Annotated in this window: 14 protein-coding genes and 1 pseudogene; 4 read left to right on the top strand and 11 right to left on the bottom strand. The window is 66.5% G+C overall.

Annotated elements, in window-relative coordinates:
• Positions 1-405 precede the first annotated feature (405 nt).
• The 3 genes and pseudogenes from IEQ11_RS04260 to IEQ11_RS04250 all read left to right on the top strand — a co-directional run.
• Positions 406-2,430: pseudogene (locus tag IEQ11_RS04260) on the top strand (sodium-translocating pyrophosphatase); the annotation flags it as partial.
• 57 nt (positions 2,431-2,487) lie between these two features.
• Entirely contained in the window at positions 2,488-2,928 is a 441-nt protein-coding gene (locus IEQ11_RS04255) for an OmpA family protein (protein ID WP_343226540.1), read from the top strand.
• A 354-nt stretch (positions 2,929-3,282) separates the two neighbouring features.
• Positions 3,283-4,239 carry an alpha/beta hydrolase family protein gene (locus IEQ11_RS04250; protein WP_191821683.1) on the top strand — a complete coding sequence of 319 codons (957 nt, stop codon included), beginning with the start codon at positions 3,283-3,285 and terminating at the stop codon, positions 4,237-4,239.
• A gap of 215 nt (positions 4,240-4,454) precedes the next feature.
• Here the strand turns inward: IEQ11_RS04250 and IEQ11_RS04245 are convergent, their stop codons facing one another.
• The 5 genes from IEQ11_RS04245 to IEQ11_RS04225 all read right to left on the bottom strand — a co-directional run bounded on the left by IEQ11_RS04245 (position 4,455) and on the right by IEQ11_RS04225 (position 10,363).
• A complete protein-coding gene (locus IEQ11_RS04245; RefSeq protein WP_191821684.1) occupies positions 4,455-5,042 on the bottom strand; it encodes a hypothetical protein in 588 nt (195 codons plus the stop codon).
• 161 nt (positions 5,043-5,203) lie between these two features.
• Complete coding sequence (locus IEQ11_RS04240; protein WP_191821685.1) at positions 5,204-7,027, bottom strand: M91 family zinc metallopeptidase; 1,824 nt, start codon at positions 7,025-7,027, stop codon at positions 5,204-5,206.
• 170 nt (positions 7,028-7,197) lie between these two features.
• Positions 7,198-8,733 (bottom strand): M91 family zinc metallopeptidase, encoded by a 1,536-nt coding sequence (locus IEQ11_RS04235; RefSeq protein ID WP_191821686.1) that lies wholly within the window; start codon positions 8,731-8,733, stop codon positions 7,198-7,200.
• Between the two features lie 134 nt (positions 8,734-8,867).
• Positions 8,868-9,374, bottom strand: coding sequence for a discoidin domain-containing protein (locus IEQ11_RS04230; protein WP_191821687.1), 507 nt, complete (start codon positions 9,372-9,374; stop codon positions 8,868-8,870).
• Complete coding sequence (locus IEQ11_RS04225) at positions 9,371-10,363, bottom strand: sterol desaturase family protein (protein ID WP_191821688.1); 993 nt, start codon at positions 10,361-10,363, stop codon at positions 9,371-9,373. The genes IEQ11_RS04230 and IEQ11_RS04225 overlap by 4 nt, the downstream gene beginning before the upstream one ends.
• Before the next feature lie 343 nt (positions 10,364-10,706).
• On the opposite strand from IEQ11_RS04225, the gene ppa reads away from it, so the two are divergent.
• Positions 10,707-11,255, top strand: a complete 549-nt coding sequence (ppa, locus tag IEQ11_RS04220; protein ID WP_036111222.1) for an inorganic diphosphatase — start codon at positions 10,707-10,709, stop codon at positions 11,253-11,255.
• A gap of 420 nt (positions 11,256-11,675) precedes the next feature.
• On the opposite strand, the gene IEQ11_RS04215 is transcribed toward ppa, so the two are convergent.
• The 6 genes from IEQ11_RS04215 to thiC form a co-directional block, all read right to left on the bottom strand.
• Complete coding sequence (locus IEQ11_RS04215; protein WP_057920754.1) at positions 11,676-14,585, bottom strand: TonB-dependent receptor plug domain-containing protein; 2,910 nt, start codon at positions 14,583-14,585, stop codon at positions 11,676-11,678.
• Positions 14,586-14,965: 380 nt separating this feature from the next.
• Positions 14,966-15,241, bottom strand: coding sequence for a hypothetical protein (locus IEQ11_RS04210; protein WP_247024721.1), 276 nt, complete (start codon positions 15,239-15,241; stop codon positions 14,966-14,968).
• A 784-nt stretch (positions 15,242-16,025) separates the two neighbouring features.
• On the bottom strand, positions 16,026-16,931 hold the full coding sequence (locus tag IEQ11_RS04205; RefSeq protein ID WP_036111228.1) for a helix-turn-helix domain-containing protein: 906 nt from the start codon (positions 16,929-16,931) through the stop codon (positions 16,026-16,028).
• Positions 16,932-17,075: 144 nt separating this feature from the next.
• Positions 17,076-19,400, bottom strand: a complete 2,325-nt coding sequence (locus IEQ11_RS04200; RefSeq protein WP_191821690.1) for a winged helix-turn-helix domain-containing protein — start codon at positions 19,398-19,400, stop codon at positions 17,076-17,078.
• A 278-nt stretch (positions 19,401-19,678) separates the two neighbouring features.
• Positions 19,679-20,359, bottom strand: coding sequence for a two pore domain potassium channel family protein (locus IEQ11_RS04195; RefSeq protein ID WP_191821691.1), 681 nt, complete (start codon positions 20,357-20,359; stop codon positions 19,679-19,681).
• A 565-nt stretch (positions 20,360-20,924) separates the two neighbouring features.
• Positions 20,925-22,811: a phosphomethylpyrimidine synthase ThiC gene (thiC, locus tag IEQ11_RS04190; RefSeq protein ID WP_191821692.1), complete on the bottom strand. Its 1,887-nt coding sequence runs from the start codon at positions 22,809-22,811 to the stop codon at positions 20,925-20,927.
• Positions 22,812-22,840: the final 29 nt, after the last annotated feature.

Here is a 22,840-nt window from a genome sequence, read left to right as displayed (position 1 = left end):
TCGCTCGTTCGAGTTCGCTCGCTCGGGCTCACTCGCTCACTGCGCGCGAACGCATCGTCAGCGCGACACGCGTATTCAGCCACGCATCGCGCTTGCGGCGTCGCCCCACTCGCCCGGCTCGAAACGTATCGATCCTGAAACCCGCCGCATGCGATCCGTGACTTGGGTCGCAAGCCCGGCCGCGGCCTGCGGACGCGCGTCGCAGCCCGGCCGCGGCCGCTGACGCCGGCCCGGCGCCTATGCCATAGTCGCCGCATCGCCGTGCTCGCACCACGGCGTCGCTGCAATGCAACACAACGCAGCGCGCAGACGCGATTCCGCGGCACATCGGCCAACGAACGACTCGCGACTTACAACTCGATCCGTTGTCCTGTGATGTCCACTTTCTACCTTGGGGAGGGGTTCATGCTGGAGAAGTACGGTTTGATCATGGCGCTTGGCTGCGCCGTCATCGCGATCCTGTATGGCATCGTGTCCGCGCGCTGGATCAGCGCTCAACCCGCCGGCAACGCACGCATGCAGGAGATCGCCGGCGCGATCCAGGAAGGCGCACGCGCCTATCTCAATCGTCAATACACCACCATCGCCATCGCCGGCGCGGTGTTGTTCGTACTGATCGGCATCTTCCTCAACTGGCATACCGCGATCGGCTTTCTGATCGGCGCGGTGCTGTCGGGCGCGGCCGGCTACATCGGCATGAACGTGTCGGTGCGCGCCAACGTGCGCACCGCCGAAGCCGCGCGCAAGGGCATGGGCCCGGCGATGGACGTGGCGTTCCGCGGCGGCGCGATCACCGGCATGCTGGTGGTCGGCCTGGGATTGCTCGGCGTGGCCGGTTACTGGCTGGCGCTGGGCAAGCTAGGCGTCAGCAGCGAGAAAGCCCTGCACGCGCTGGTCGGCCTGGCGTTCGGTTCCTCGCTGATTTCGATCTTCGCCCGACTGGGCGGCGGCATCTTCACCAAGGGCGCCGACGTCGGCGCCGACCTGGTCGGCAAGGTCGAAGCCGGCATTCCCGAGGACGACCCGCGCAACCCGGCGGTGATCGCCGACAACGTCGGCGACAACGTCGGCGACTGCGCCGGCATGGCCGCGGACCTGTTCGAAACCTATGCGGTCACGGTGATCGCGACGATGTTGCTCGGCGGCCTGATGGCCAGCACGGTCGGCGCCAACGGCGTGCTGTATCCGCTGGTGCTCGGCGGCGTGTCGATCATCGCCTCGATCATCGGCGCGTTCTTCGTCAAGGTGAAGGAAGGCGGCTCGATCATGGGCGCGCTGTACAAGGGCGTGATCGTCTCGGCGGTGCTCGCCGCGATCGCGTTCTACCCGATCACCACGCAACTGATGCGCGACGCCAGCTTCGGCGCCTTGAACGTGTACGGCTGCGCGTTGATCGGCCTGATCCTGACCGGCGTGATCGTGTGGATCACCGAGTACTACACCGGTACCCAGTACGCGCCGGTCAAGCACGTGGCGCAGGCCTCGACCACCGGTCACGGCACCAACATCATCGCCGGCCTGGGCGTGTCGATGAAGTCGACCGCGCTGCCGGTGATCGCGGTGTGCATCGCGATCTGGGGTTCGCATTATCTGGCCGGTTTGTACGGCATCGCGATCGCCGCGACCTCGATGCTGTCGATGGCCGGCATGATCGTGGCGCTGGACGCCTACGGCCCGATCACCGACAACGCCGGCGGCATCGCCGAGATGGCCGAGCTGCCGCCGGAAATCCGCGCGATCACCGATCCGCTCGACGCGGTCGGCAACACCACCAAGGCGGTGACCAAGGGCTACGCGATCGGTTCGGCCGCGCTGGCCGCGCTGGTGCTGTTCGCCGACTACACGCATAACCTGCAAGCCGCGCATCCGGGCGTGTTGTTCAACTTCGATCTGTCCGACCACATGGTCATCATCGGCCTGTTGATCGGCGGCCTGATTCCGTATCTGTTCGGCGCGATGGCGATGGAAGCGGTCGGCCGCGCCGCCGGCGCGGTGGTCGAGGAGGTGCGCCGTCAGTTCCGCGACATTCCCGGGATCATGGACGGCACCGGCAAGCCGCAGTACGACAAAGCCGTGGACATGCTGACCAAGTCGGCGATCAAGGAAATGATCGTGCCCTCGCTGCTGCCGGTCGCGGTACCGGTGGTGGTCGGCCTGCTGCTCGGGCCGAAGGCGCTGGGCGGCTTGCTGATCGGCACCATCGTCACCGGCATCTTCGTCGCGATCTCGATGACCACCGGCGGCGGCGCCTGGGACAACGCCAAGAAGTACATCGAGGACGGTCATCACGGCGGCAAGGGTTCCGAGGCGCACAAGGCCGCGGTCACCGGCGACACCGTCGGCGATCCGTACAAGGACACGGCGGGTCCTGCGATCAATCCGCTGATCAAGATCATCAACATCGTCGCCTTGTTGCTGGTGCCGTTGTTGCCGGTGTCGGCGACCAGCGAAACGGCGAACGCGGCTCACGCCGCCGGCGCGACCGCCATGGTGGCGTCGAGTGCTCCGGAAGCGGCTCCGACCGAGACCGGCATGGTCGGGACATCGAAGGATGACGCCGCCGCCACGGAAGCGACCGAACCGGCGGCTGGTGGCACTCTGGCCGAAATAGCGACCACACGGAATGCCAGGTTGTATTTCGACGTGGGCTCGTCCGCCTTGCCGGCGAATGCCTCAGTTGATCTGGCCAATGTGCTCGCGACGCTCAAGTCATTGCCCGACGAAAAGGCGCGCATCTCCGGCTTCCACGACGAAACCGGCAGCGCCGCGACCAACGCCGAACTGGCCAAAAAGCGTGCGCAAGCCGTGCAACAGTGGTTCGAGTCGCAAGGCATCGTGGCCGATCGCATCGTGCTGGACAAACCGGCGGTGACCGAAGGCGGCGGCAAGCCCGAGGAAGCGCGGCGGGTGGAAGTGTCGGTCGAGTAAGCGCGCCGGCAGCGACGCGGCCGCCGTTGCGGTCGAAACACGATCGCGAATATGAAAAACGGCGGCTTCGGCCGCCGTTTTTTTTGCGCCTTCGTTTTCCGCGCCGTCTCTTTCTTGCAACGCGATCGCCAAGCCGTGGCGAAAAAGAACTTACGCCGCATGCGAGCGCGCCGAGGCGGCAAGGGCGAAGAGCACAGGTTGGCAGAACTGGACCGCGCCGAAATGATGCGAAGCCAGCGCGTTCGCATGCATGACGGCCGGCCTGGCCTACGCGTGAAGACCCGACGCCCAGCATCGCGCAAGCCAAGCGGTTACGCTGAGCGTCATCGCAGACCACTCAGGGACGACCTCGCCATGATCCGTTGCACACACCTCGCGCTGTTGACGCTCGCCCTGGCCTGCGCGGCCTGCTCGAGGCCGGCCGGCGACGCCGCCCAGGCCGCAGCGAGCGCGGATGCCGCCGGCAAGACCCTGGCCGAAGCCCGCACCGGCGTCGCGACCAAGCTGATCACCCACAGCAGCGGCGGCGAAGCGCCACCGGCGCCGCCATCCGGCGTGCTCGACCTCATCCACTACGACGCGCCGGCCGGCAAGCTCGCCGCCTACCTGACGCCGCGACCGGCCACGCCGGGCAAGCATCCGGCGATCATCTGGATCAGCGGCGGCGACTCCAACACCATCGGCGATTTCTGGTCGCCGCAGCCGCGCGAGAACGATCAGAGCGCGGCCGCGTTCCGCGCCGCCGGCATCGTGACCATGTATCCCTCGCTGCGCGGCGGCAACGACAACCCGGGCGAGCGCGAAGGTTTCTACGGCGAAGTGCAGGACATCCTCGCCGCCGCCGACCACCTGGCCAAGCTCGATTACGTCGACCCGCAACGCATCTATCTGGGCGGCCACAGCACCGGCGGCACCCTGGTGCTGCTGGTGGCGGAGATCGATCCGCGCTTCCGCGACGTGTTCTCGTTCGGACCGGTCGCCGACGTGTCGGGCTACGGCCAGGACATGCTGCCGGTGTCGCTGAGCGACGAACGCGAAATCCGCCTGCGCTCGCCGGGTTACTGGCTCGGTTCCATCCACGGCCCGGTGTTCGTGTTCGAAGGCGATCACGACGCCAACACCGACCAGGTCGAACTGCTGCGCGAGAGCAGCAAGAACCCGAAGGCGCAATTCTTCGTGGTGCCGCGCGCGGATCACTTCAGCGTGCTGGCGCCGACCACCGAGCTGATCGCGAAGAAGATCCTCGCCGACACCGGTGCGCAGACGACGATCGGTTTCAGCGAAGCGGAGCTTGAGGGCTTGCTGAAGTAAGCCTCGCGGCTCGTCGAAAGACGTTCACTAACGACCGGAACGTCGGCGACGACGGCTCTGGATCGCGATGTCGAATCATGCGGGCCATGCCGCTTCGAATGTCGAGGCTGAAACGCCGCCAATAATAATCTCGCGGCGTTCGCGTAAGCCCGATGACCCGCCAGATCACGCGGCCGCTTCGAACGAATCGCAGCGGCCCGCACCCGCTCGCGCCGTTACGGCGCGAACGCGCCCTTGGCCACGTCGTACCAGGGCGTGCACAGCGTTTCCTGCTCGTTCGCGACGGCGAACGATGCGCGCCAGATTTTTCCCGCGTCGGTCGAGCTCGGCGAATCGAAATACGATGCCTGCCACGGCAATACCCCGAGGCACCAGCGCAAGCGCTTGGGCGCGCCGCTGAGCAACGCGAACTTGAACGCGCCGCGCAGCTCGCCGCCGGCCGCCACTTCCAGCGCCAGCGGCGACGGTGGCGAGATCGGCCTGGGATTGGGCAGCGGCGCGGCCACATGGAACAGCTCGACCTCTTCGCCCATGCCTTTCCAGGTCGGTGCCGCGATCGCGCCCAGGGTCTGACGGCCGATGCTTACTTCATGACGGTTGCCGCGATCGAACACCGCCAATGGCTTGGCCGGGTCGTTATTGCGCAGCCGATAGCGCACGTCCACCGTACCGGTGGCGGCGTCGAAGCCCATCTCGACTTCGACCGTCGCGGCCTGGCCGCGCACCGTGGTTCGGGCCAGGTCGGCGGCCTGGATGGGAGCGGGCTGGTTCGCAACAGTCTGGGTGGAAACGGGGGAACTCATGCTCGGCTCCGGTGAAGATTGTGGTTTGGCGTGCGCGCATCCCACCGCGATCACGGCGGTCGCGGCGGCGAGCAGCGCGCGCGTTGGCCGCGCGCGCGCGCGATGCGGTTCGCCGGTCGCGAGGTGAAGCGAGGATCCATGGTTCATGACGTCGCGCTCGCTCATCTGCCCGGCCCGCGTGCGACGACCGAGTGCGGTTCCTGCATCGGCGGCGGTTCGGCCATCTGCGGCACCGCCGCGCGTTCCTGCTTATCCACCGTCTCGCTCGCTTCGCGGCGCAGCTGCACGCCGGGTTCGGCCCCGGCGGCCTGCTGGGTCAGCCGGCTGAACGCTTCGCGGTCGCCCGAGCGCGAGGCTTCGAGCATCTGATCGACGAAGGCACTGGGATTGGACTGCAGCGACGCGGCCGAACCGGGCGAGGCCGAGAACGACGGCAGCGCGTAACTCAGGCGGTCGGGCTGGCCGAATTCCTGGCGCAGCGCGTTCTCGGTGGCGTAGGCGGGATTGGCCACGCCCGCGGTCGCGGTGGTCGGCAGACCCACGGCCTGACGTTCGAGATTGTTGATGCCGCCGATGACGTTGCCGCTCGCGTCCAGGGTCGGCGCATCCAGGCCGGTGCCCATGTAGATGCCGGGCTGCAAGGTGCCGGTGACCGCGTTGTAGGCATGCGAGAGCTCGTGCTGCAGCACGCCGACCGGGGTCGGGAATTCCGCGTTGTGGAACGACGGGTTGTACACGACTTCCGCGTCGGTGCCCGCGCCAGGGCCACTGGGCGTGGCGTAGTTCTTCGCCGGATCGAAACCGACGACCTGGCCGCTGGCGGGGTCGCGGAAACCGGCGTAGCCGTTCTGCTCGTTGCGCAGTTCGGTGAGGGTGACGCTGTTGCCTTTCTCGGTCGCCGCCTTGTCCAGCGCCTCGAGCAACTGCTGGCCCTGTGGCGAACTGCGCATCAGGTCGAGGTCGGCTTCCACGCGCTGACGGAATTCGGGCGTGCCGTCGACCTTGACGCTCCAGCCGGCCCTGGGCGCGGTTTCGACCACGGTGTTCTGCGCGCCGGTCGCGGCGCTGAGGGTGTCGGTCGCGGCCTGGCCATAGACCGTGTCGCGGCCGGCGGTGTTGTCGACCGTGTCGCGGCCCGCGCCGGTGTAGACGCGATCGTCGCCGGCGCCGCCGCGCAGGGTGTCGTTGTCCATGCCGCCGGACAGGATGTCGTTGCCCGCGCGGCCTTCGAGCGTGTCGTCGCCGCGGCCGCCTTCCAGATAATCGTTGCCGTCGCCGCCGATCACGCTGTCGCGGCCGTCGCCGCCGTACAGCACGTCGTCGCCCGCGCCGCCGTCGATGCGATCGTTGCCGCTGCCGCCGAACACGTCGTCGCGACCGGCGCCGGTGGCGATCACATCGTCGCCCGCGCCGCCATCGACGCCGTCCAGGCCCGACCCGGTGGTGATGCGGTCGTTGCCGGCCCCGGCCTTGACCGCCATGTTCACCGATACGCTGGGCGCGTTGACGATGTCGTCGCCATCGCCGGTGCGCACCGCGAACTCCTGCGGCGGCTGTCCCGGCGGCGACGACTGGTACTGGCCCAGATTGATTTCGTACTTCTGACCGTTGACGGTCACGTCCAACAGGCCGTTGCTGCGCTGAGTAGCCTGGACGTCGTCGTTGCCGTTGCCGGTGGTCAGCACCACCTGGTCCAGGGTCACGTAGTTGTTGCCGTTGCCGTCGGTGCCGATGGTGCGCTCGCGGCTGATCGCCACGTCGCCGGCGCGGAACAGCTCCTGCGAATTGACCGGTTTGCCGTCCGGCGTCGTCCACGAACTGGTCGCCGCGCCCGCGGGCGCGACCAGACCGTTGATGGCCACCGGCGGCGGGCTGGGCGCGGCGCCGGCCGGGGCCGCGCCTGCGGTCGTACCGGCGGACGCCGAAGAGGCGCCACTGGCGCTGGCCGCGGCCGCGGCGGAGCGGGTTTCCGTTTCAGAGGACATGACGGCTTCCTGCGCATGCAAGTCTGGACAGGTGATACGCCAGCCCAGGAACAGTGTCAAACCGGCCGATCGGCGATCTTTCCGCCCACAAAGACGCACGCTGACCCACGACGGCCACCGTGCGCTTCATGCATGGCGATATAAGAAGGCCGTGCAACCGACCGGAACGCTTACAACGAATAACTAGGCCGATCCGGCAACCCCAGCTCGCCGCGCAGGCCATTCTCGGTCAGATGATCCGGATTGGCGGTGGTCTTGGGCGTGCTCGGGTCGCCGTCGAAGTCGTAGGCCGGCGCGCTGGTTTCCAGGCCCACCGCCTGACGCTCGGCGTTCGGGACCTGACCGTTGTCCGGGCCGGTGCCGCGGTAGGTGCCGGGCTGGAAGGTGCCGGTCACGCCGTTATAGGCATGCGACATCTCGTGGTACAGCACCACCACCGGGGCCGGGAAGGCGTCCATGTGGAACGAGGGGTTGTAGCTGATCTGCACGTCGCCGCCGGCGCCGGGCTTGCCGTTCACGATGTCGGCGTCGTTGCTGAAGGTCTGGGCGTAGCCGTTCTGCTCGTTGGCCAGTTCCTTGATGGTGACGCTGTTGCCGCGCGCGGCGGCCTGATCGAACTGGGTCAGCATCTGCTGGCCGTTGGGCGAGCTGCGCAGGAAATCGATCTCGGCGCCGACGCGCTGCTTGAACGCGTCGGAGCCTTCGATGGTCACGCCCTTGCTGGAGCTGATCTCGACGTTGATCACAGTGTTCTTGGCGCCGGTCGCGGCGTTGATCACGTCGCTCGCGGTCTGCGCGTACACGGTGTCGTTGCCGGACTGATTGTCGATGCTGTCCTTGCCGGCGCCGGTGTAGACCGCGTCGTCGCCTTCGCCGCCGCGCAAGGTATCGTCGCCGATGCCGCCCGACAGCATGTCCTTGCCGGCGCCGCCTTCGAGCGTGTCGTTGCCCTGCCCGCCTTCGAGGAAATCCACGCCTTCGCCGCCGGCCAGTCGATCGGCACCGTCGCCGCCGTAGACCACGTCGTCGCCGGCGCCGGCATCGAGGCGATCGTCGCCGCTGTTGCCGAACACGTCGTCGCGGCCGGCGCCGCTGGTGATCTCGTCGTTGCCCACACCGCCGTCGATGCGGTCGTTGCCCGCGCCGGTGGCGATCTTGTCGTCGCCCGCGCCGCCGTCGACGACGATGTTGACGGTGACGTTGGAGGCGACATTGATGGTGTCGTTGCCGGCGCCGCTGCGGATGGTGAGTTCCTGGTTTTCGCCCAGGCGCACTTCGAATTTCTCGCCGTTGACGCCGACATCCAACGTGCCGTCGTCGCGCTGGCTGATCTGCACGTCGTCGTTCTTGGCGCCGGTGGTCAGCACAACCTGATCGGTGCTGACGTAGGTGCGGCCCAGGCCGGCATCGGCCAGGGTCTGCTCGCGCGCGATGCTGACTTCCGCGCCTTGATGCAGCGGGTCGATCTGGATGGTCTTGCCGTCGGGGGTCTGGCCCTGGGTGCGCTGCTGCGGATTGGTATCGCCGCCGTTGATCGCGACCGCGTCGTCGATCGCCTCGCGCTGCGGCTCGGCCATGGCCCGCAGCGGGGCGATGGGCGAGGACGGATCGGCCAGACGGTTGGGATCGGTCGAAGCCGGGTTGTCCCAGTACTGCTCGGTCGGGTTGGAAGTCGCGGAGCGGGCGGCGTCGAGCGAAGCGGACATGGCAGACCTGCGTTGACGGGATCGAATGGCTTAGATACGCCACGGTATGTAGCCCGTCCAAGCTAGGGCGTACCCCACGCTAGGGTCGGCCCCAGGCCCGGTCATGCGCCCCTCGCGGGGTCAGCCGCGCGGTTTCACCACGCTTCCAGCTCGTAGATCCGCGTGGCCGGATCGGCCGGGTCCTGCGCGGGCTGGCTTACGTCCAGGCGCACATAACGCGCCCGCACCGGCGCAATGCGATGCACGCTGACGCCTTCGATGTTGCCGTCGACGTTCACCACTTGCCGCCAGTTCACTCCGTCGCGCGACACCGACAACGCGAAGGCGCGGGTGTTCATCGACGCCGGCTCGTCGCCCGCTTGCGCGTGCTTGACGGTGAAGCCACGCAGCTTGCGTTCGGATTGCAGATCGACGCGCAGCCAGGCCGGCCGCGCCAGCGAACAGAACTTGTCGTGGGTCTTGCTGGCGAGCAGGCCGTTGACGGCCTTCTCGGCCTCTTCGCCGGGCTTGCAGATCGCCGAACCGGTGGTCGGACGATGCAGGGCGAAATTGACCGGCGCCGCGTCCGCGGCCGTGGCCGCCGCGACCGGCAACGACGCTACGCACAACAGCATCGCGACCAACGTGATCCGCGACTTCATGACGCCTCCTGCTGCGCCAGCCAGGCGCGTTTGCTGGCCTGCGCGGTCTTGTGTTCGCCGTCGTGGCTCCAGCCCGGCGGCATCACCAGGTACAGCAGTTTGTTGCGCCATCCGGGCGCCTTGACGATGTCGCGCCCCAGCGCGTGGAACTCGCCGACATAGGCATCGAGGAAACTGCCGGGCTTCATCGGCCGGGTGATGCCGTACTCGATGCGGATATCGTCGCGCTGCGGCTGATAGGTGCCGAACACGCGGTCCCAGACATTGAGCAGATTGCAGAAATTGGTGTCCATGTAGAGCACGTTGCGCGCGTGATGCACACGATGGTGCGCCGGGGTCAGGATGATCCGGTGCAGCGCGCCCAGCCGTCCGTCCTTGAGCGCGTGCTCGCCCAGATGGATGAACTGCCCCCACAGTCCGTCGATGAACATGATCAGCAGCAATAGCGGCGGCTCGACCCCGGCCAGGATGCAGATCGTAGTCCGCACCAGATCGGCGTAAGGCGCTTCCAAAAACAAATGCGCGTAATTGACCGACAGGTTCATCGCCGTCGGCGCGTGGTGGGTCGAATGCAGGCACCACAGCAGCCGCACCTTGTGGGCGAGGAAGTGGTAGACGAAGTGGGCGAACTCCCACACCAGATAGCCGTAGATCAGCCCGACCACGCCGATGCCGACCTGGAACGGCGCATACGGCTGGAACAGGCCGATGCACAAGGTCACCACGCCGAAGGTCAGAAACCCGGCGATCAGCCGGTTGGCCAGCATCGTGAGGAACGGAAGCTTGTAGTCCTCCAGCTTGAACCGGCGCGCGGCCACGGTGCGCAGCAGCTCGTACACCAGCAGCAAGGGGATGACCGGGTACAGCAGCGCCGCGGCGCCGTCGGCGCTGAGCAGCGCCCGGTAACCGTGTTCGGCCAGCAACTGCAGCAAGGCCCCCAGGCCGAAGAAACCGATCACCTCGTGTTGTACGTGCTGCCACCACTGCATCGCGGCCCCTGCATTTGTATCGATCTAAATGCAGGATTAACACCGACCGCGGGCGCCGGCAAGGCGGACGCGGCCACCGGACCGGACGCACATTGGACGGCGACTTGGCGTTTTTTGGACGCGCCCTGGACGGGCCGGCGCTGCTGCGCCGCTGGCCCGCGGTTCACCGCAGATCGATGCACGAAGCCGTGGCTTTGCCGACGATTGGACATTTACGCCGGGTCCCGGCCGGGCCGGGCGCCGCCGATCGCGTGTGCTGCAATGCAACACCCAGCCGCGTAGAATGCCCCACCCCTTTCTTTCACGGCCCGCACCTGCGCGGGCCTCAGCAGTCGGAGCACACATGGGTCTGGACCTCGTTCCCACCGGCAATAATCCGCCGCACGAGCTCAACGTCATCATCGAAATCCCGAAGGACGCCGAGCCGGTCAAGTACGAGGTCGACAAAACCTCCGGCGCGATCTTCGTCGATCGCATCCTCTCGACCCCGATGCGCTATCCGTGCAACTACGGCTACGTCCCGCACACCGTCTGCGGCGACGGCGACCCGGCCGACGTGCTGGTGGTGCTGCCGCTGCCGCTGATCCCCGGTTCGGTGATCCGCTGCCGTCCGGTCGGCGTGCTGCGCATGGTCGACGAGGCCGGCGGCGACGAGAAGATCCTGGCCGTGCCGGTCGACAAGGTGTTCGCCGGTTACAGCCACATCCACGACATCGACCAGGTCAGCCCGCACTGGCTCGAGCGCATCGGCCACTTCTTCGAGCACTACAAGGACCTGGAGAAGGGCAAGTGGGTCAAGCTCGACGGTTGGGGCAACGCCGAAGAGGCCAAGAAGATCCTGGTCGAGTCGATCGAGCGGTATGCGGCTGAGGTCGAGAAGCCGAATTTCTGATCGCTGCGTAGGTATCGCGATTCGCGAAAGGCCGCCTCAGGGCGGCCTTTTGCTTTTGCGAATTTACGGCATCGCGGCGTTGAGCGGTTGAGCGAACAGATCGCGACGGCCCTTCAGAGCCCCTCTCCCGCTTGCGGGAGAGGGGTTGGGGTGAGGGCGCTGGGCCTCGCACTGCGTCGAGAGCACTCGTGCCTGCGGCGCTTCCCTCACCCCGGCCCTCTCCCGCAAGCGGGAGAGGGAGAAAAAAGTCCGACACTTCAGGTATCGATCGCACGACATCACCTTGCGATTCGTGCGCGTCGATATAACGCCGCAGCTAACGATCCAAGTCTTGGCTTCCCGGACTCAAACCCCGAACAACAAAAAACTACGGCCCCTTTCGGAGCCGTAGTTCTCACAACATTACCGCCTGATTCGAAATCAGAAACGCTGGGTGTACTTCATGTACACGAAGCGGCCGATGTCGAAGCTGCCGTTGTAGCTGAAGCTGCTGTTCGGCTGGCTGTACATGGTCTGGCCGAGGTGGTCGAACACGTTGTTCGCGCCGACCGCCACGGTGGCGTTCCACGGGGTGTTGTAGCGGACCTGCATGTCGTGGAAGGTGTTCGAACCCACTTCACGCACGCCCACCTGACCCTTGTACGCCGAACGGTAATCCGGGATGTCGCATTCCGGGCCGCCGTCCAGGTCGTACGCGCACTCTTCCTTCAGACCGGAGTAGTAACGCACGTTCCAGCTCGCGCCGAAGTCGCCCATGCTCCAGTCGGCATTGAAGCTCGAACGCACGCGGAAGTTGGCGCTGTCGTTGGCGACCCAGCTGGTGCGCTGCTCGACCGGCGTGGTCGACTCGCTGTCGCGCTTGTATTCCAGGTAGTCGACGTAGGTCGTCTTCCAGTTGAACGCGAAGTTGCCGAAACGGGTCTCGGGCAGACGGTAGGAGATGCCCAGGTCGTAACCCGCGGTTTCCTGGTAGCCGCCGTTGATCAGGGTGCGGGTCACGCCCACCACCTGGCCCAGGCTGCGCGGGTTGGTGCTGCGCACGAAGCGGCTGCAGGCTTCGTCGATGCCGAGCACGTAGCAGTTGTTCAACAGCGAGGTCACGGTCTCGGCCGCGATCACGTCGTCGATCTTGATCTTCCACCAGTCCAGGCTGACGTCGAGGCCGCTGACCCAGCTCGGGCTGTAGACGAAACCGATCGTGGTCGACTTGGAGGTTTCCGGGATCAGGTTCGGGTTGGAACCCGACAGGAACGCGGTGTTGGACTGCGCGTTCGGACCGGTCGCCGCCGAACCGCCGGAAGCGGCCTGACGGAAGTTCGCCGGCACCGCGGCGGCGCAACGCGCGTTGCCACGGACCGCGCCGAACACGGTGTCGCACGGATCGGTGTAGTTGTCGAAGCTCTCGCCCACGCCGCCGTACAGGTCGGCCACGGTCGGGGCGCGGAAGCCCGTCGCGTAGGTGCCGCGGATCAGCAGGTCGTCGATCGGCTTCCACTTCAGGCTGAACTTGCCGTTGGTGGTGTCGCCGAAGGTGTTGTAGTCGGAGTAACGGCCGGCGATGTTGAACGACAGTTCCTTCGCGAAGGCCACGTCCGACAGCAACGGCACGGCCAGTTCGACGTAGAACTCGTCGAGCGAGTAGCCGCCCTGGGTTTCGCTGCCGGCCAGGCTGGTGCTCAGGCCGGACTGCAGCAGCGCGTCGGGCGAGTAATGCGCCGATTCCTTGCGGTGTTCATAACCGGCCGCGATGCCGAGGTCGCCCGCCGGCAGCGTGGCGAGCACGCCGCTGAGGTTGAGGCTGTAGACCTGGGTTTCGGTGGTCGAGGTGTCGTGGGTCGGCAGGAACAGGTACTTCTGCAGTTCCTTGTTGTTCATCGAACCCGGCGCGTTGACGTCCGGACCCAGCAGCGGGTTCCAGGCCAGGCAGCCGGCGATCGGAGCCGCCGCGGTGCCGCAGCGCGCGACGCCGCTGGCGTCGATGAACGACGGGCCCAGCGCCTTCTCGGCGTTCGGCAGGAACAGGTTGCCGGTCTGGGTCTTGACGCCCTTGTTCTGGTTGTAGACGTAGCCGATGTCCCAATCCCACGGCTTGCCGGCGAACTCGAACGTGCCTTCCAGGCCGCCGCTGAAGCGGTAGGTGGTCAGCTCGGACTTGGTCTGACGCGGCACTTCCCAGCCACGGCGGTAGAAGTCGGCGTCGTAGCCCAGCGGGTTGAACGCGCTGTTGCCGTCCAGGCGCAGGTCACCCGCGTAGCGGCTGCTGAAGCCGTTGGAGCGGAACGGATAACCGGCGATCTGCTGGGTCGCTTCGCGATCGGTGTACAGCACGTCGGCCTTGGCGCGCACGTTGTCGGTGATGTCGAACTCGGCGTTCGCGAACACCGAGCGACGCTCCAGACCGGTCGACAGGTACATCTGCTCGTTGGCGTTGGCCTGGTCGAGGATGGCGTCGGTCGGGTGGAAGTTGTTCGGGTTCTTGGTGTCGGTCGTGCCGCGGTTGGCGGTCAGCGGATTACCGGCCGAATCGAACAGCGTGCCCCACTGGTTGATCGGGCTCCAACCGTTGGTGTCGTCGGCGGTCGGGAACGGATGGCGCGGGCCATTCGGGTAACGGGTGATCGAACGGTCCTTGGCCAGGACTGGATCTTCCTTGCTGTATTCCGCGCCCAAGGTGATCGAACCGCGCTCGCCGGTCTGGCCGATGACGAAGTTGTAGATCTCCTTGTTGCCGTCGCCCTGGCCGTACTGGCCGAGGTAGGCGCTGGCTTCCAGGCCGTCGAAACGCTTGCGGGTGATGATGTTGATCACGCCGGCGATGGCGTCGGAGCCGTACAGCGCGGACGCGCCGTCGGTCAGCACTTCGATGCGCTCGACGATCGAGCTGGGAATCGCGGCCAGGTCGGAGTAACCAGCCGAGCTGATGCCCATGCGCTTGCCGTCGATCAGCACCAAGGTGCGCTGCGGGCCGAGGTTGCGCAGGTCGACGTACTGACCGCCGACTTCTTCGCCCGAGGACAGCGCGTCGGCGCGCGAGATCGCCGGCGAGCCGCTGGCGGTGATGTTCTGGACGATGTCGGCGACGCTGGTGAAACCCTGCTTCTGGATTTCGGCGCGCGACATGGTGACGACCGGCTGCGCGGTTTCCAGGCTGGCCTGGCGGATGCGCGAACCGGTGACTTCAATGCGATCGAGCGTGGTGGTCGCCTGATTGGAGGCGTCGGCTTCCTGTGCGCCCGCGATGGCGGGGACGAAGGCCGACACTAACGCCGCAGCGATAGCGGACGGCAGCAAGCCGTACCGCGCCGTCGGGCGCAGACTGCGATGGTTCATCTATCTCTCTCCAGTGATCTCGTTATGAGCGTGTTAAAACGCCCAGCAAAATTACGTTCGAAGCGTCGATGCTGCTTTGCGGTGAGGGCCGGGAAAATTTGCCGAATCGGCCCTAGCAACGCACTGCATACGCGTCATGAAATGTCGATACGCATCGCGTTGCATTCGCGTGTTGCGACTTGCAAATAATTTTTGTTTTTGCGATACGCGTGCGCGACGATCGGCGAATTCATCGCCGGCTTTGCCGAATCTGACTTCATCGTTTGCGATGGCGCGCGAGTGCGTTCATCGCGCGCATGCGTATTCGTTAGCCAGCGTAAATAGCACTTAAACGAGTCGATATTTTTCGCTGGAACTTGCATGACGCGTTATGTGGTCGTTCATTCCCGCGATGGGTTGCGTGGATTTGGCTGCATGCCTGGATGCGCTGCGATGGATGCGAGGTTGATGAAGTCGTGAAGTTGCGCGAGCGTGGAATTCGCTGATGCGGCGGATGCGTGCGCGGTCGCAATGGTCGCAATGGTCGCAATGGTCGCAATGGTCGCAATGGTCGCAATGGTCGCAATGGTCGCAATGGTCGCAATGGTCGCGATGGTCGCGATGGTCGCGATGGTCGCAGTGGTCGCGAGCCATGGAATCCACTCGAGCAGCCACATGGGACGGCGATCGAATCGTGATCGGCACCGCTGCTGCGCGCGCAGCCACTTACGCTTCGCTTTGCTTCGACTTTCGCGCATGCCGACGCCCACCCTCACGCGTCCGCGCACTCTCACACCGTCATTCCCGCGAACGCGGGAATCCAGTGGCTTTCGGTCCGATGTGACAGCCGCCCCCCGGAGAGGTCGGCGCCTAGAGCAAAGTCGCTGGATTCCCGCGTTCGCGGGAATGACGGCCGTGGGAGACAGTCGCGATGGCATGGCTGCGCATGGCGGTCGGCCGTCGCACGGCAAACGCGAGAAACACGAGGCAACCACCCCGCAACCCCATCCCACAAACGACAACGCCGAGGTTCACAGCGCCAGCGGCGCTTGCGAAACCTCGGCGTGTCATGCGCGACGCGGGGTGCCTGCGTGGGATGAAGCCGGAACCTTGCCTGCGTGGGAGAGGGCGGGTTGTTCGAGGGTGCCGCCGCAACCGCGCTCGCGTGGGTCTGTTGCCACGGCCTGCCTGGCGCCGGCGGAACCTCGCGACTGCGAAGCGGTTCCGTCCAACGGCGCCGGTACGGCGGTGTACCCACGGCAAAGGCCGTGGCCGCCTGCAACGTACTGCTCTGTAACGTTTCGCTTTACGACGTCTGGCTTTACGACCTTTCGCTTTACAACGCTTGCATCCGCGACACCAACGCCGGCGATCGGCGCAACTTCAAGCGGCTCGGTCCTCGCAGACCCGACGGCCCGACGAATCTCGATGCCCGGCGACGAAGAACCGCGCCGCCAGCCATCAAGCCGCCAGCTTGTGCACCGGCGCCGCCGCGCGAACCGCTTCGAGCTTGGCGTTGGCCGCGGCGCTGCGGTAACGCGTCGCCGAGGTGCCGAAGCGGGCGCGGAACGCGCGGGCGAAGCTGCAGCAGTTGTCGAAGCCGCTGGCGGCGGCGACTTCGCCGACCATCATCGAGGTGCTCTTCAACAGGTCGGCCGCGTGCTCCAGACGCATCCGCGCCGAAGCGGCCTGCGGGCTTTCCTCGTACAGGCTGTGGAAGGTCTTGGAGAAGTACCAGCTGGAGAAGCTGGTCAGCTCGGCCAGTTCGCTGATCCGCACGACCCGGTCGCAGTTGCCTTCCAGGTACAGGCGGGCGCGCTGCAGACGGCCGAACACCTGGCGCTTGCGGCTGCGCGAGCGGCCCGGGCAACGCTGGATGCGCGCGGTCAGCTCGCGCTGGACGCCGGCCAGGTGCAGCAGGATCGGACGCAGGGCGTTGAAATCGAAGCCCAGGTCGGCCTCGCCGTTGCGGGTATGGGCCTGGCGCCACAGACGCAGGGCGATGCGGGCGTCGTGACGGCTCATGCGGCCGCGGCCGGCATACAGGCTGGCGTCGGCCAGACGGGCCATGGCCTTGATCGCGTCGGCGGTCAGGTTCAGGCCGATGCACACGCCGTAACGGTCGGCTTGCAGGACCGGCTTGGAGTCGCGCTCGAACGCGATCCAGTCGCCGCGCTTGAGCCGGAACTTGCCTTCTTTGGCTTCGACCCAGGAGCTGCCGCGCAGCTGGACCCAGATCGAGAAATGACTACCGGACAGCTGCGCGCTGCCCAGCCGCGAGACGCCGACGCAACTGGCCTGGATGGCGGGGTCCTGCGCGTCCAGCTGCACCAGCTGTCCACGATCCGCCCACAATGCTTGCTCCATTGGTCCACCTCATTTGCAGGTAATGAGGTTTTTATTTGCCTACGCAACGACTGCCGGCGCCGGAAATTTGACGGAGAGTTACCCGAAATCGGAACGACGTCACAACCGAAGCTTTTCCGAAAGAGGTTTTTCGTTCTTATTCAATCAGTTGAGCCAGCCCGGCACGAAGGTCTTCGGCTCTTCCGGCAGGTCCATGTAACCGATATCAGCGCCGTCCCACTTGGCCAGCGACAGATACACGGTGTCGCCGCGCGGGCTCAGGCTGAATCCGTTGATCGCCGAGCGCCGGCTCTGGTCCAGGCACAGCACCGACGGCGGCAGCTCCGGGCTGGCGATCCGGCGCAGCAGCGCCAGGCAGGTCGGCTGCTGGTCGAGGTAGCGCAATTCGCCGGTCTGGGTGGCCACGTCCCACAGCCGGTAGCGCTCGGCGACCGGTTCGCGGTCGTCGATGCGGCGCACGCTGGCCGGGGTCAGGGCCAGATCGGCCTGCCACAGGCCGGTCTGGGTCTGGCGGGTGAACAGCAGCCGGTTGCGCGCGCCGTCGACCCGAACCTCGGACACGTCCTCGATCGCGCCGAGCAGCTTCCACGGCGAGCGGCGGCGGTCGAACAGGTTCAGCCGCAGGCGGCCGTCGCCGACACTGGCCAGGACCATCAGCCGGTCCGGATCGGGCAGCTGCACCGCCTGGATCGGCTCGGTCACCGGCACCGCCAGACGGGTCACCCGGCCGCTGGCCGGGACGATCTCGTGGATCACGTTGCGGCCGTCGCTGTCGGGCCCGACCACGGTGACCCGGGTGCTGTCGGCCGACCACGATGAGGCATAGCGCGTGCCCGGCTGCACGCCCGGCAGCATGCGCAGCGAGTCGGGCTGGTCGAGGTCGGCCCACCACAGATGGTTGCTGCCCGAGCGGTCGGAGAAGAACACGATCTGGCGGCCGTCCGGCGCGACCATCGGCAGCATGTCGCGCGCCGAGGACGGGAACAGCGGGTCGACCACGTGCACCGCGCCCTTGGAGGTATCGCCGAGCACCACCCGGAACAGGCCGAAGTACGGCTTGCGCTGGACGAAGGCCGCGGCCGGCCGCGAGGCCGCGACCGCTGGCGCCTGGGCCGACTCGATGCCCAGGTCGCGGGCCTGACCGGTTTCCAGGTCCAGGCGGAACATGCGGGTATCGCCGTCGATCATGCGGCCAAACAGAATGCTGCGGCTGTCCGGCAGCCAGTCCCAGCCGCGCACGTCGGCGCTCAGCTGGCTCATCCGCTCGGCGGTGCCGCCCTCGGCCGGCAGACGCCAGAAATCGCCTTGCGGGTTGTTGCGCAGGAACACGATCCAGCGCCCGTCGGGCGAGAACCGCGGCGACAGGTCGAGATTGCCGGTGCCGGACCGGTACGGCACCGCGCGCCACTCGCCGCTGGCCAGGTCGAGCACGCGCATGCCGACCATGCCCTGCGCGGTCAGCATGCTGCCGAAGATCAGGCCGCGCCCGTCCGGGGTCCATTCGAAGGTCGGCGGACTGCGCGGGTCGCATTGGCCGATCTCGCGTTCGGCGCCGCCGTTGGCCGCGATCATCAGCACCTGGCAATCGACCCCGGGCTCGACCCTCAGGAACGCGATCGAGCGGCCGTCGGGCGACCACGCCGGCGCGCTGTCTTCGGCCAGGCCGGTCGGCCGGGTCAGCTGACGCGGCGGGGTCTGATCGGTGGTCTGGACCAGGATCGCGGTGCCGCGCTGGCCGTCGGGGACGGCCACGTAGGCGACCATGGCCGCGTCGGGCGACAGGGTCGGCGCCAGTTCGAAGCCCGGCATCGAGGTGATCAACCGGTACGGGCGAGCCGTGCTGGCGACCCGGGTCGGGTCGACCGCCGGCGCGGCGGCATCGGCCGAACGCGGCGGCCGCGCCAGCGACCACCAGACCAGGCCGCCGACCAGCACGATCACCGCCGCGATCACCCCAATCATCGACCCCAGGGTGCCGCGCGACTGCGGCTGCAACGGCAGCGGCACCGGCGCGAGCGGCGCGGGCGCCGGGGTCGGCGCGGCCGTGGCCGCGAAGGCATCGCTGTCGCCGGCCGAGGCGGCCTCGGCCTCGCGCGGCGCGCTCTCGCGGACCAGCCACTCGACCTGGGCCAGCAGCCGGTAGCCGTTCTTGGCGATGGTTTCGATGTAGCGCGGGTTGCCGCGGTCTTCGTCGAAGGCCTTGCGCAACTGGGTGATGGCCTGGGTCACCACGTCGTCGGTCGGCAGCGTGTCCGGCCAGACCTCGGCCAGCAGCGCATCGCGACTGACCACCCGGTCGGCGTGGTCGACCAGCACCAGCAGCACGCCCATGGTCTTCGGCGTGATCCGGCGCGGCCGCCGCGCGCCCGGCGCGCGGATCTCGCGCAACGGGATATCGACCACGCAATCGCCTACCCGCAGATGTTCGGCGGGCAGAGGCGAGGTCGCTGGGTCGTGAATGCGGGGCATGAATCCTGTGGATGGTGCGCAATGGCGCGATGCCGGTCATGTGCCTGAACGCATAGGGCACACCAATGACTAACCGACAAATCCGGCACGGCGCGGTGGCGCGATCGGAAAAGCGCGCCGCGGCTGGGTGTTTTAGCCGCCCATTCTAGCGCCCGCCGGCCGGGGTCGGACCTGTCGGAACGTCGCGCGGGCGGTTTCAGGCGCCAAAACGCCGAAACGTATCGTTCCAAAAGACTGTGCCACAGGCGTGTTTATCTGTAACAAAGCCATGCATCGTTTCAGCGCCGTTCATGCCGCAGAATCGTCAGGCCGATCAGCCGCGACACCACCGCGGCGATATAGCCGACCCCGGCGAACTGCTCGAACATGGTCAGCACCCGCGCCGCCGGGCTCATCGGCAGGATGTCGCCCAGGCCGACCGCCGACAGGTTGGTGAAACTCAGGAACAGCAGCTCGATCCAGGTCCGCGGCTCGCCCGGCCGCTCGGTGCCGACGAAGCTGCCCGGGTACCACGCCTGGCAGACCAGGAACGCATAGGCGAAGCCCCAGGCCAGCAGCGTGAAGGTGGCGCCGGCCGCGAACAGCTCGTCGGCGGTGACCTTGTGGTCGCTCATCATGTAGCCGATCAGGGCGAAGGCCGCATAGAAATACAGCGCCGCCTCCAGCGCCGAGGACAGGACCAGCAGGCCGGGACTGGCGTAGACCACCGACAGGATCGACAGCGCGAACGCCGGCACCGCGATCAGCCACGCGATCCACTTGATCGCCGGGCTGCGATTGACCACCCACACCGCCAACGCGAGCACCAGCACGCCGAACGCGCCGAACACCACGCGCCCGCCGCCGACCGGATCGAACAGCGGATAGGCCAGCATGCTCAGCAACTGCGCCGCGAGCAGGAACGCGGACGGATGCCTGCGCGCGATGACGCGCCATTTCAGGGTGGCGTATTGGGGCATGGGTGGAGGCGAGGAGTGAGTGGAGAGGAGTGAGGAGGTAGTAAAAGCGAGGCAAGCATGCCTTGGTTTGGGGCATTTCTCACTCTTCGATTTTCTTCGCTCGGTCCTTGGCCTTCTCCGACGGCTCCCTGCATGCCTAGGCGACGGACAGGTGGCGGCAGTCGTCCCGTCGCGAAAAGCGAATCCCCCTCAATCCCTCTTTTACAAAGGGGGAAGACAAGCGGCTTCGCCGGGTTATCGAGTCAACGCTGTTGAGTTGTCGCCTGTGAGGCAACGGTCACGGGTAGCTTGAACGCTATATCGGCACATCGGCACATCGGCACATCGGCGTGATCGGCGTGATCGGCGTGATCGGCGTATCGGCGTATCGGCGTATCGGCGACCCATGATGCCCGCTTACGCATCACCGCTGCCCGTCACCGGTGCCGCAACCCGAAGCGCTTCCCCCTTTGCAAAAGGGGGATCGAGGGGGATTTGCTCTTTGCTGCACGACCCAACGTAAACAACACGCAGACAGCAAACCCACCGGGCGCCGCCTCGAAGGCAGCGCCCTGTCCGCCACGACTCAAGCCCGCCGATAAACCTCGGCGCCCTGCGCCAAAAACTCCGCCGACTTCTCCGCCATGCCCTCGCTCAAGGCCGCGACCTCTTCCACGCCGTGCTCCTTGGCGTAGTCGCGCACGTCCTGGGTGATCTTCATCGAACAGAAGTGCGGGCCGCACATCGAGCAGAAGTGGGCGACCTTGTGCGCGTCCTTCGGCAGGGTTTCGTCGTGATACTCGCGAGCGCGTTCCGGGTCCAGGCCCAGGTTGAACTGATCTTCCCAGCGGAACTCGAAACGCGCCTTGCTCATCGCGTTGTCGCGCGCCTGCGCGCCCGGATGACCCTTGGCCAGGTCGGCCGCGTGCGCGGCGATCTTGTACGCCATCAAACCTTCGCGCACATCTTCCTTGTTCGGCAGGCCCAGGTGTTCCTTCGGGGTCACGTAACACAGCATCGCGGTGCCGAACCAGCCGATCATCGCCGCGCCAATCGCGCTGGTGATGTGGTCGTAGCCCGGCGCGATATCGGTGGTCAGCGGCCCGAGGGTGTAGAACGGCGCTTCGCCGCAGACCTCGAGCTGCTTGTCCATGTTCTCCTTGATCAACTGCATCGGCACGTGGCCGGGGCCTTCGATCATGGTCTGCACGTCGTGCTTCCAGGCGATCTTGGTCAGCTCGCCGAGGGTTTCGAGTTCACCGAACTGCGCCGCGTCGTTGGCGTCGGCGATCGAGCCCGGACGCAGACCGTCGCCGAGCGAGAAGGCCACGTCGTAGGCCTTCATGATCTCGCAGATGTCTTCGAAGTGGGTGTAGAGGAAATTTTCCTTGTGGTGCGCCAGGCACCACTTGGCCAGGATCGAACCGCCGCGCGAAACGATGCCGGTCACCCGCTTGGCGGTCAGTGGCACATAGCGCAGCAGCACGCCGGCATGGATGGTGAAGTAATCCACGCCCTGCTCGGCCTGTTCGATCAGGGTGTCGCGGAAGATTTCCCAGGTGAGTTCTTCCGCGCGGCCATCGACCTTTTCCAGCGCCTGGTAGATCGGCACCGTGCCGATCGGCACCGGCGAATTGCGCAGGATCCATTCGCGGGTTTCGTGGATGTGCTTGCCGGTCGACAAGTCCATCACCGTGTCCGCGCCCCAACGGATCGACCACACCAGCTTCTCGACTTCCTCGGCGATGCCGGACGAAACGGCCGAGTTGCCGATGTTCGCGTTGACCTTGGTCAGGAAGTTGCGGCCGATGATCATCGGCTCGCTTTCGGGATGGTTGATGTTGTTCGGAATGATCGCGCGGCCGCGCGCGACTTCGTCGCGGACGAATTCGGGGGTGATGATCTTCTGGATGTTGGCGCCGAAGCTCTGGCCCGGATGCTGGCTGAGCAGATGCGCTTCGCGGATCGACTCCAGCCGCTGGTTCTCGCGGATCGCGATGTATTCCATTTCCGGGGTGACGATGCCGCGGCGCGCGTAATGCATCTGGGTGACGTTGGCCGTGCCGATCGCGCGGCGCGGCAGCGGCCGGTTGCCGAAGCGCACGTGCGCCAGCTTGGGGTCGTGCTCGCGCTTGCGGCCGAATTCCGACGACAGCCCGCTCAGCGCCTCGGTGTCGCCGCGCTCGGCGATCCAGGCCGCGCGCAGCGGCGCCAGCCCGGCGACCAGATCGATGTTCGCGCCGGTCTGGGTATAGATGCCCGAGGTGTCGTACACCGCCAGCGGCATGTTGTCTTCGCCGCCGAAGATGGTCGGCGTGCGCGCCAGTTCGATCTCGCGCATCGGCACCTGCAGATCCGGGCGCGAACCTTGCACGTGGATCTTGCGCGACCCGGGAATCGGGCGGGTCACGTCGGCCGACAGCTTCTCGGCTTGCTGGATCAGGTCTTGCTTGCTCGAGGGCACCGCATTCATTGGCATTCGTCCTGGTAAAAACTCATGGC

It is taken from the genome of Lysobacter capsici (assembly GCF_014779555.2).
Taxonomy (GTDB): domain Bacteria; phylum Pseudomonadota; class Gammaproteobacteria; order Xanthomonadales; family Xanthomonadaceae; genus Lysobacter; species Lysobacter capsici.
The sequence above is the reverse complement of the archived record's forward strand: the minus strand, read 5'-3'. Positions and strand labels throughout refer to the sequence as shown.

Excerpts from the sequence above, each read along its gene's own strand:
- IEQ11_RS04255 (WP_343226540.1), top strand. The coding sequence starts at position 2,488 with ATGGTGGCGTCGAGTGCTCCGGAAGCGGCTCCGACCGAGACCGGCATG.
- IEQ11_RS04250 (WP_191821683.1), top strand. The coding sequence starts at position 3,283 with ATGATCCGTTGCACACACCTCGCGCTGTTGACGCTCGCCCTGGCCTGC.
- IEQ11_RS04245 (WP_191821684.1), bottom strand. The coding sequence starts at position 5,042 with ATGAGTTCCCCCGTTTCCACCCAGACTGTTGCGAACCAGCCCGCTCCC.
- IEQ11_RS04240 (WP_191821685.1), bottom strand. The coding sequence starts at position 7,027 with ATGTCCTCTGAAACGGAAACCCGCTCCGCCGCGGCCGCGGCCAGCGCC.
- IEQ11_RS04235 (WP_191821686.1), bottom strand. The coding sequence starts at position 8,733 with ATGTCCGCTTCGCTCGACGCCGCCCGCTCCGCGACTTCCAACCCGACC.
- IEQ11_RS04230 (WP_191821687.1), bottom strand. The coding sequence starts at position 9,374 with ATGAAGTCGCGGATCACGTTGGTCGCGATGCTGTTGTGCGTAGCGTCG.
- IEQ11_RS04225 (WP_191821688.1), bottom strand. The coding sequence starts at position 10,363 with ATGCAGTGGTGGCAGCACGTACAACACGAGGTGATCGGTTTCTTCGGC.
- ppa (WP_036111222.1), top strand. The coding sequence starts at position 10,707 with ATGGGTCTGGACCTCGTTCCCACCGGCAATAATCCGCCGCACGAGCTC.
- IEQ11_RS04215 (WP_057920754.1), bottom strand. The coding sequence starts at position 14,585 with ATGAACCATCGCAGTCTGCGCCCGACGGCGCGGTACGGCTTGCTGCCG.
- IEQ11_RS04210 (WP_247024721.1), bottom strand. The coding sequence starts at position 15,241 with ATGTGGCTGCTCGAGTGGATTCCATGGCTCGCGACCACTGCGACCATC.
- IEQ11_RS04205 (WP_036111228.1), bottom strand. The coding sequence starts at position 16,931 with ATGGAGCAAGCATTGTGGGCGGATCGTGGACAGCTGGTGCAGCTGGAC.
- IEQ11_RS04200 (WP_191821690.1), bottom strand. The coding sequence starts at position 19,400 with ATGCCCCGCATTCACGACCCAGCGACCTCGCCTCTGCCCGCCGAACAT.
- IEQ11_RS04195 (WP_191821691.1), bottom strand. The coding sequence starts at position 20,359 with ATGCCCCAATACGCCACCCTGAAATGGCGCGTCATCGCGCGCAGGCAT.
- thiC (WP_191821692.1), bottom strand. The coding sequence starts at position 22,811 with ATGAATGCGGTGCCCTCGAGCAAGCAAGACCTGATCCAGCAAGCCGAG.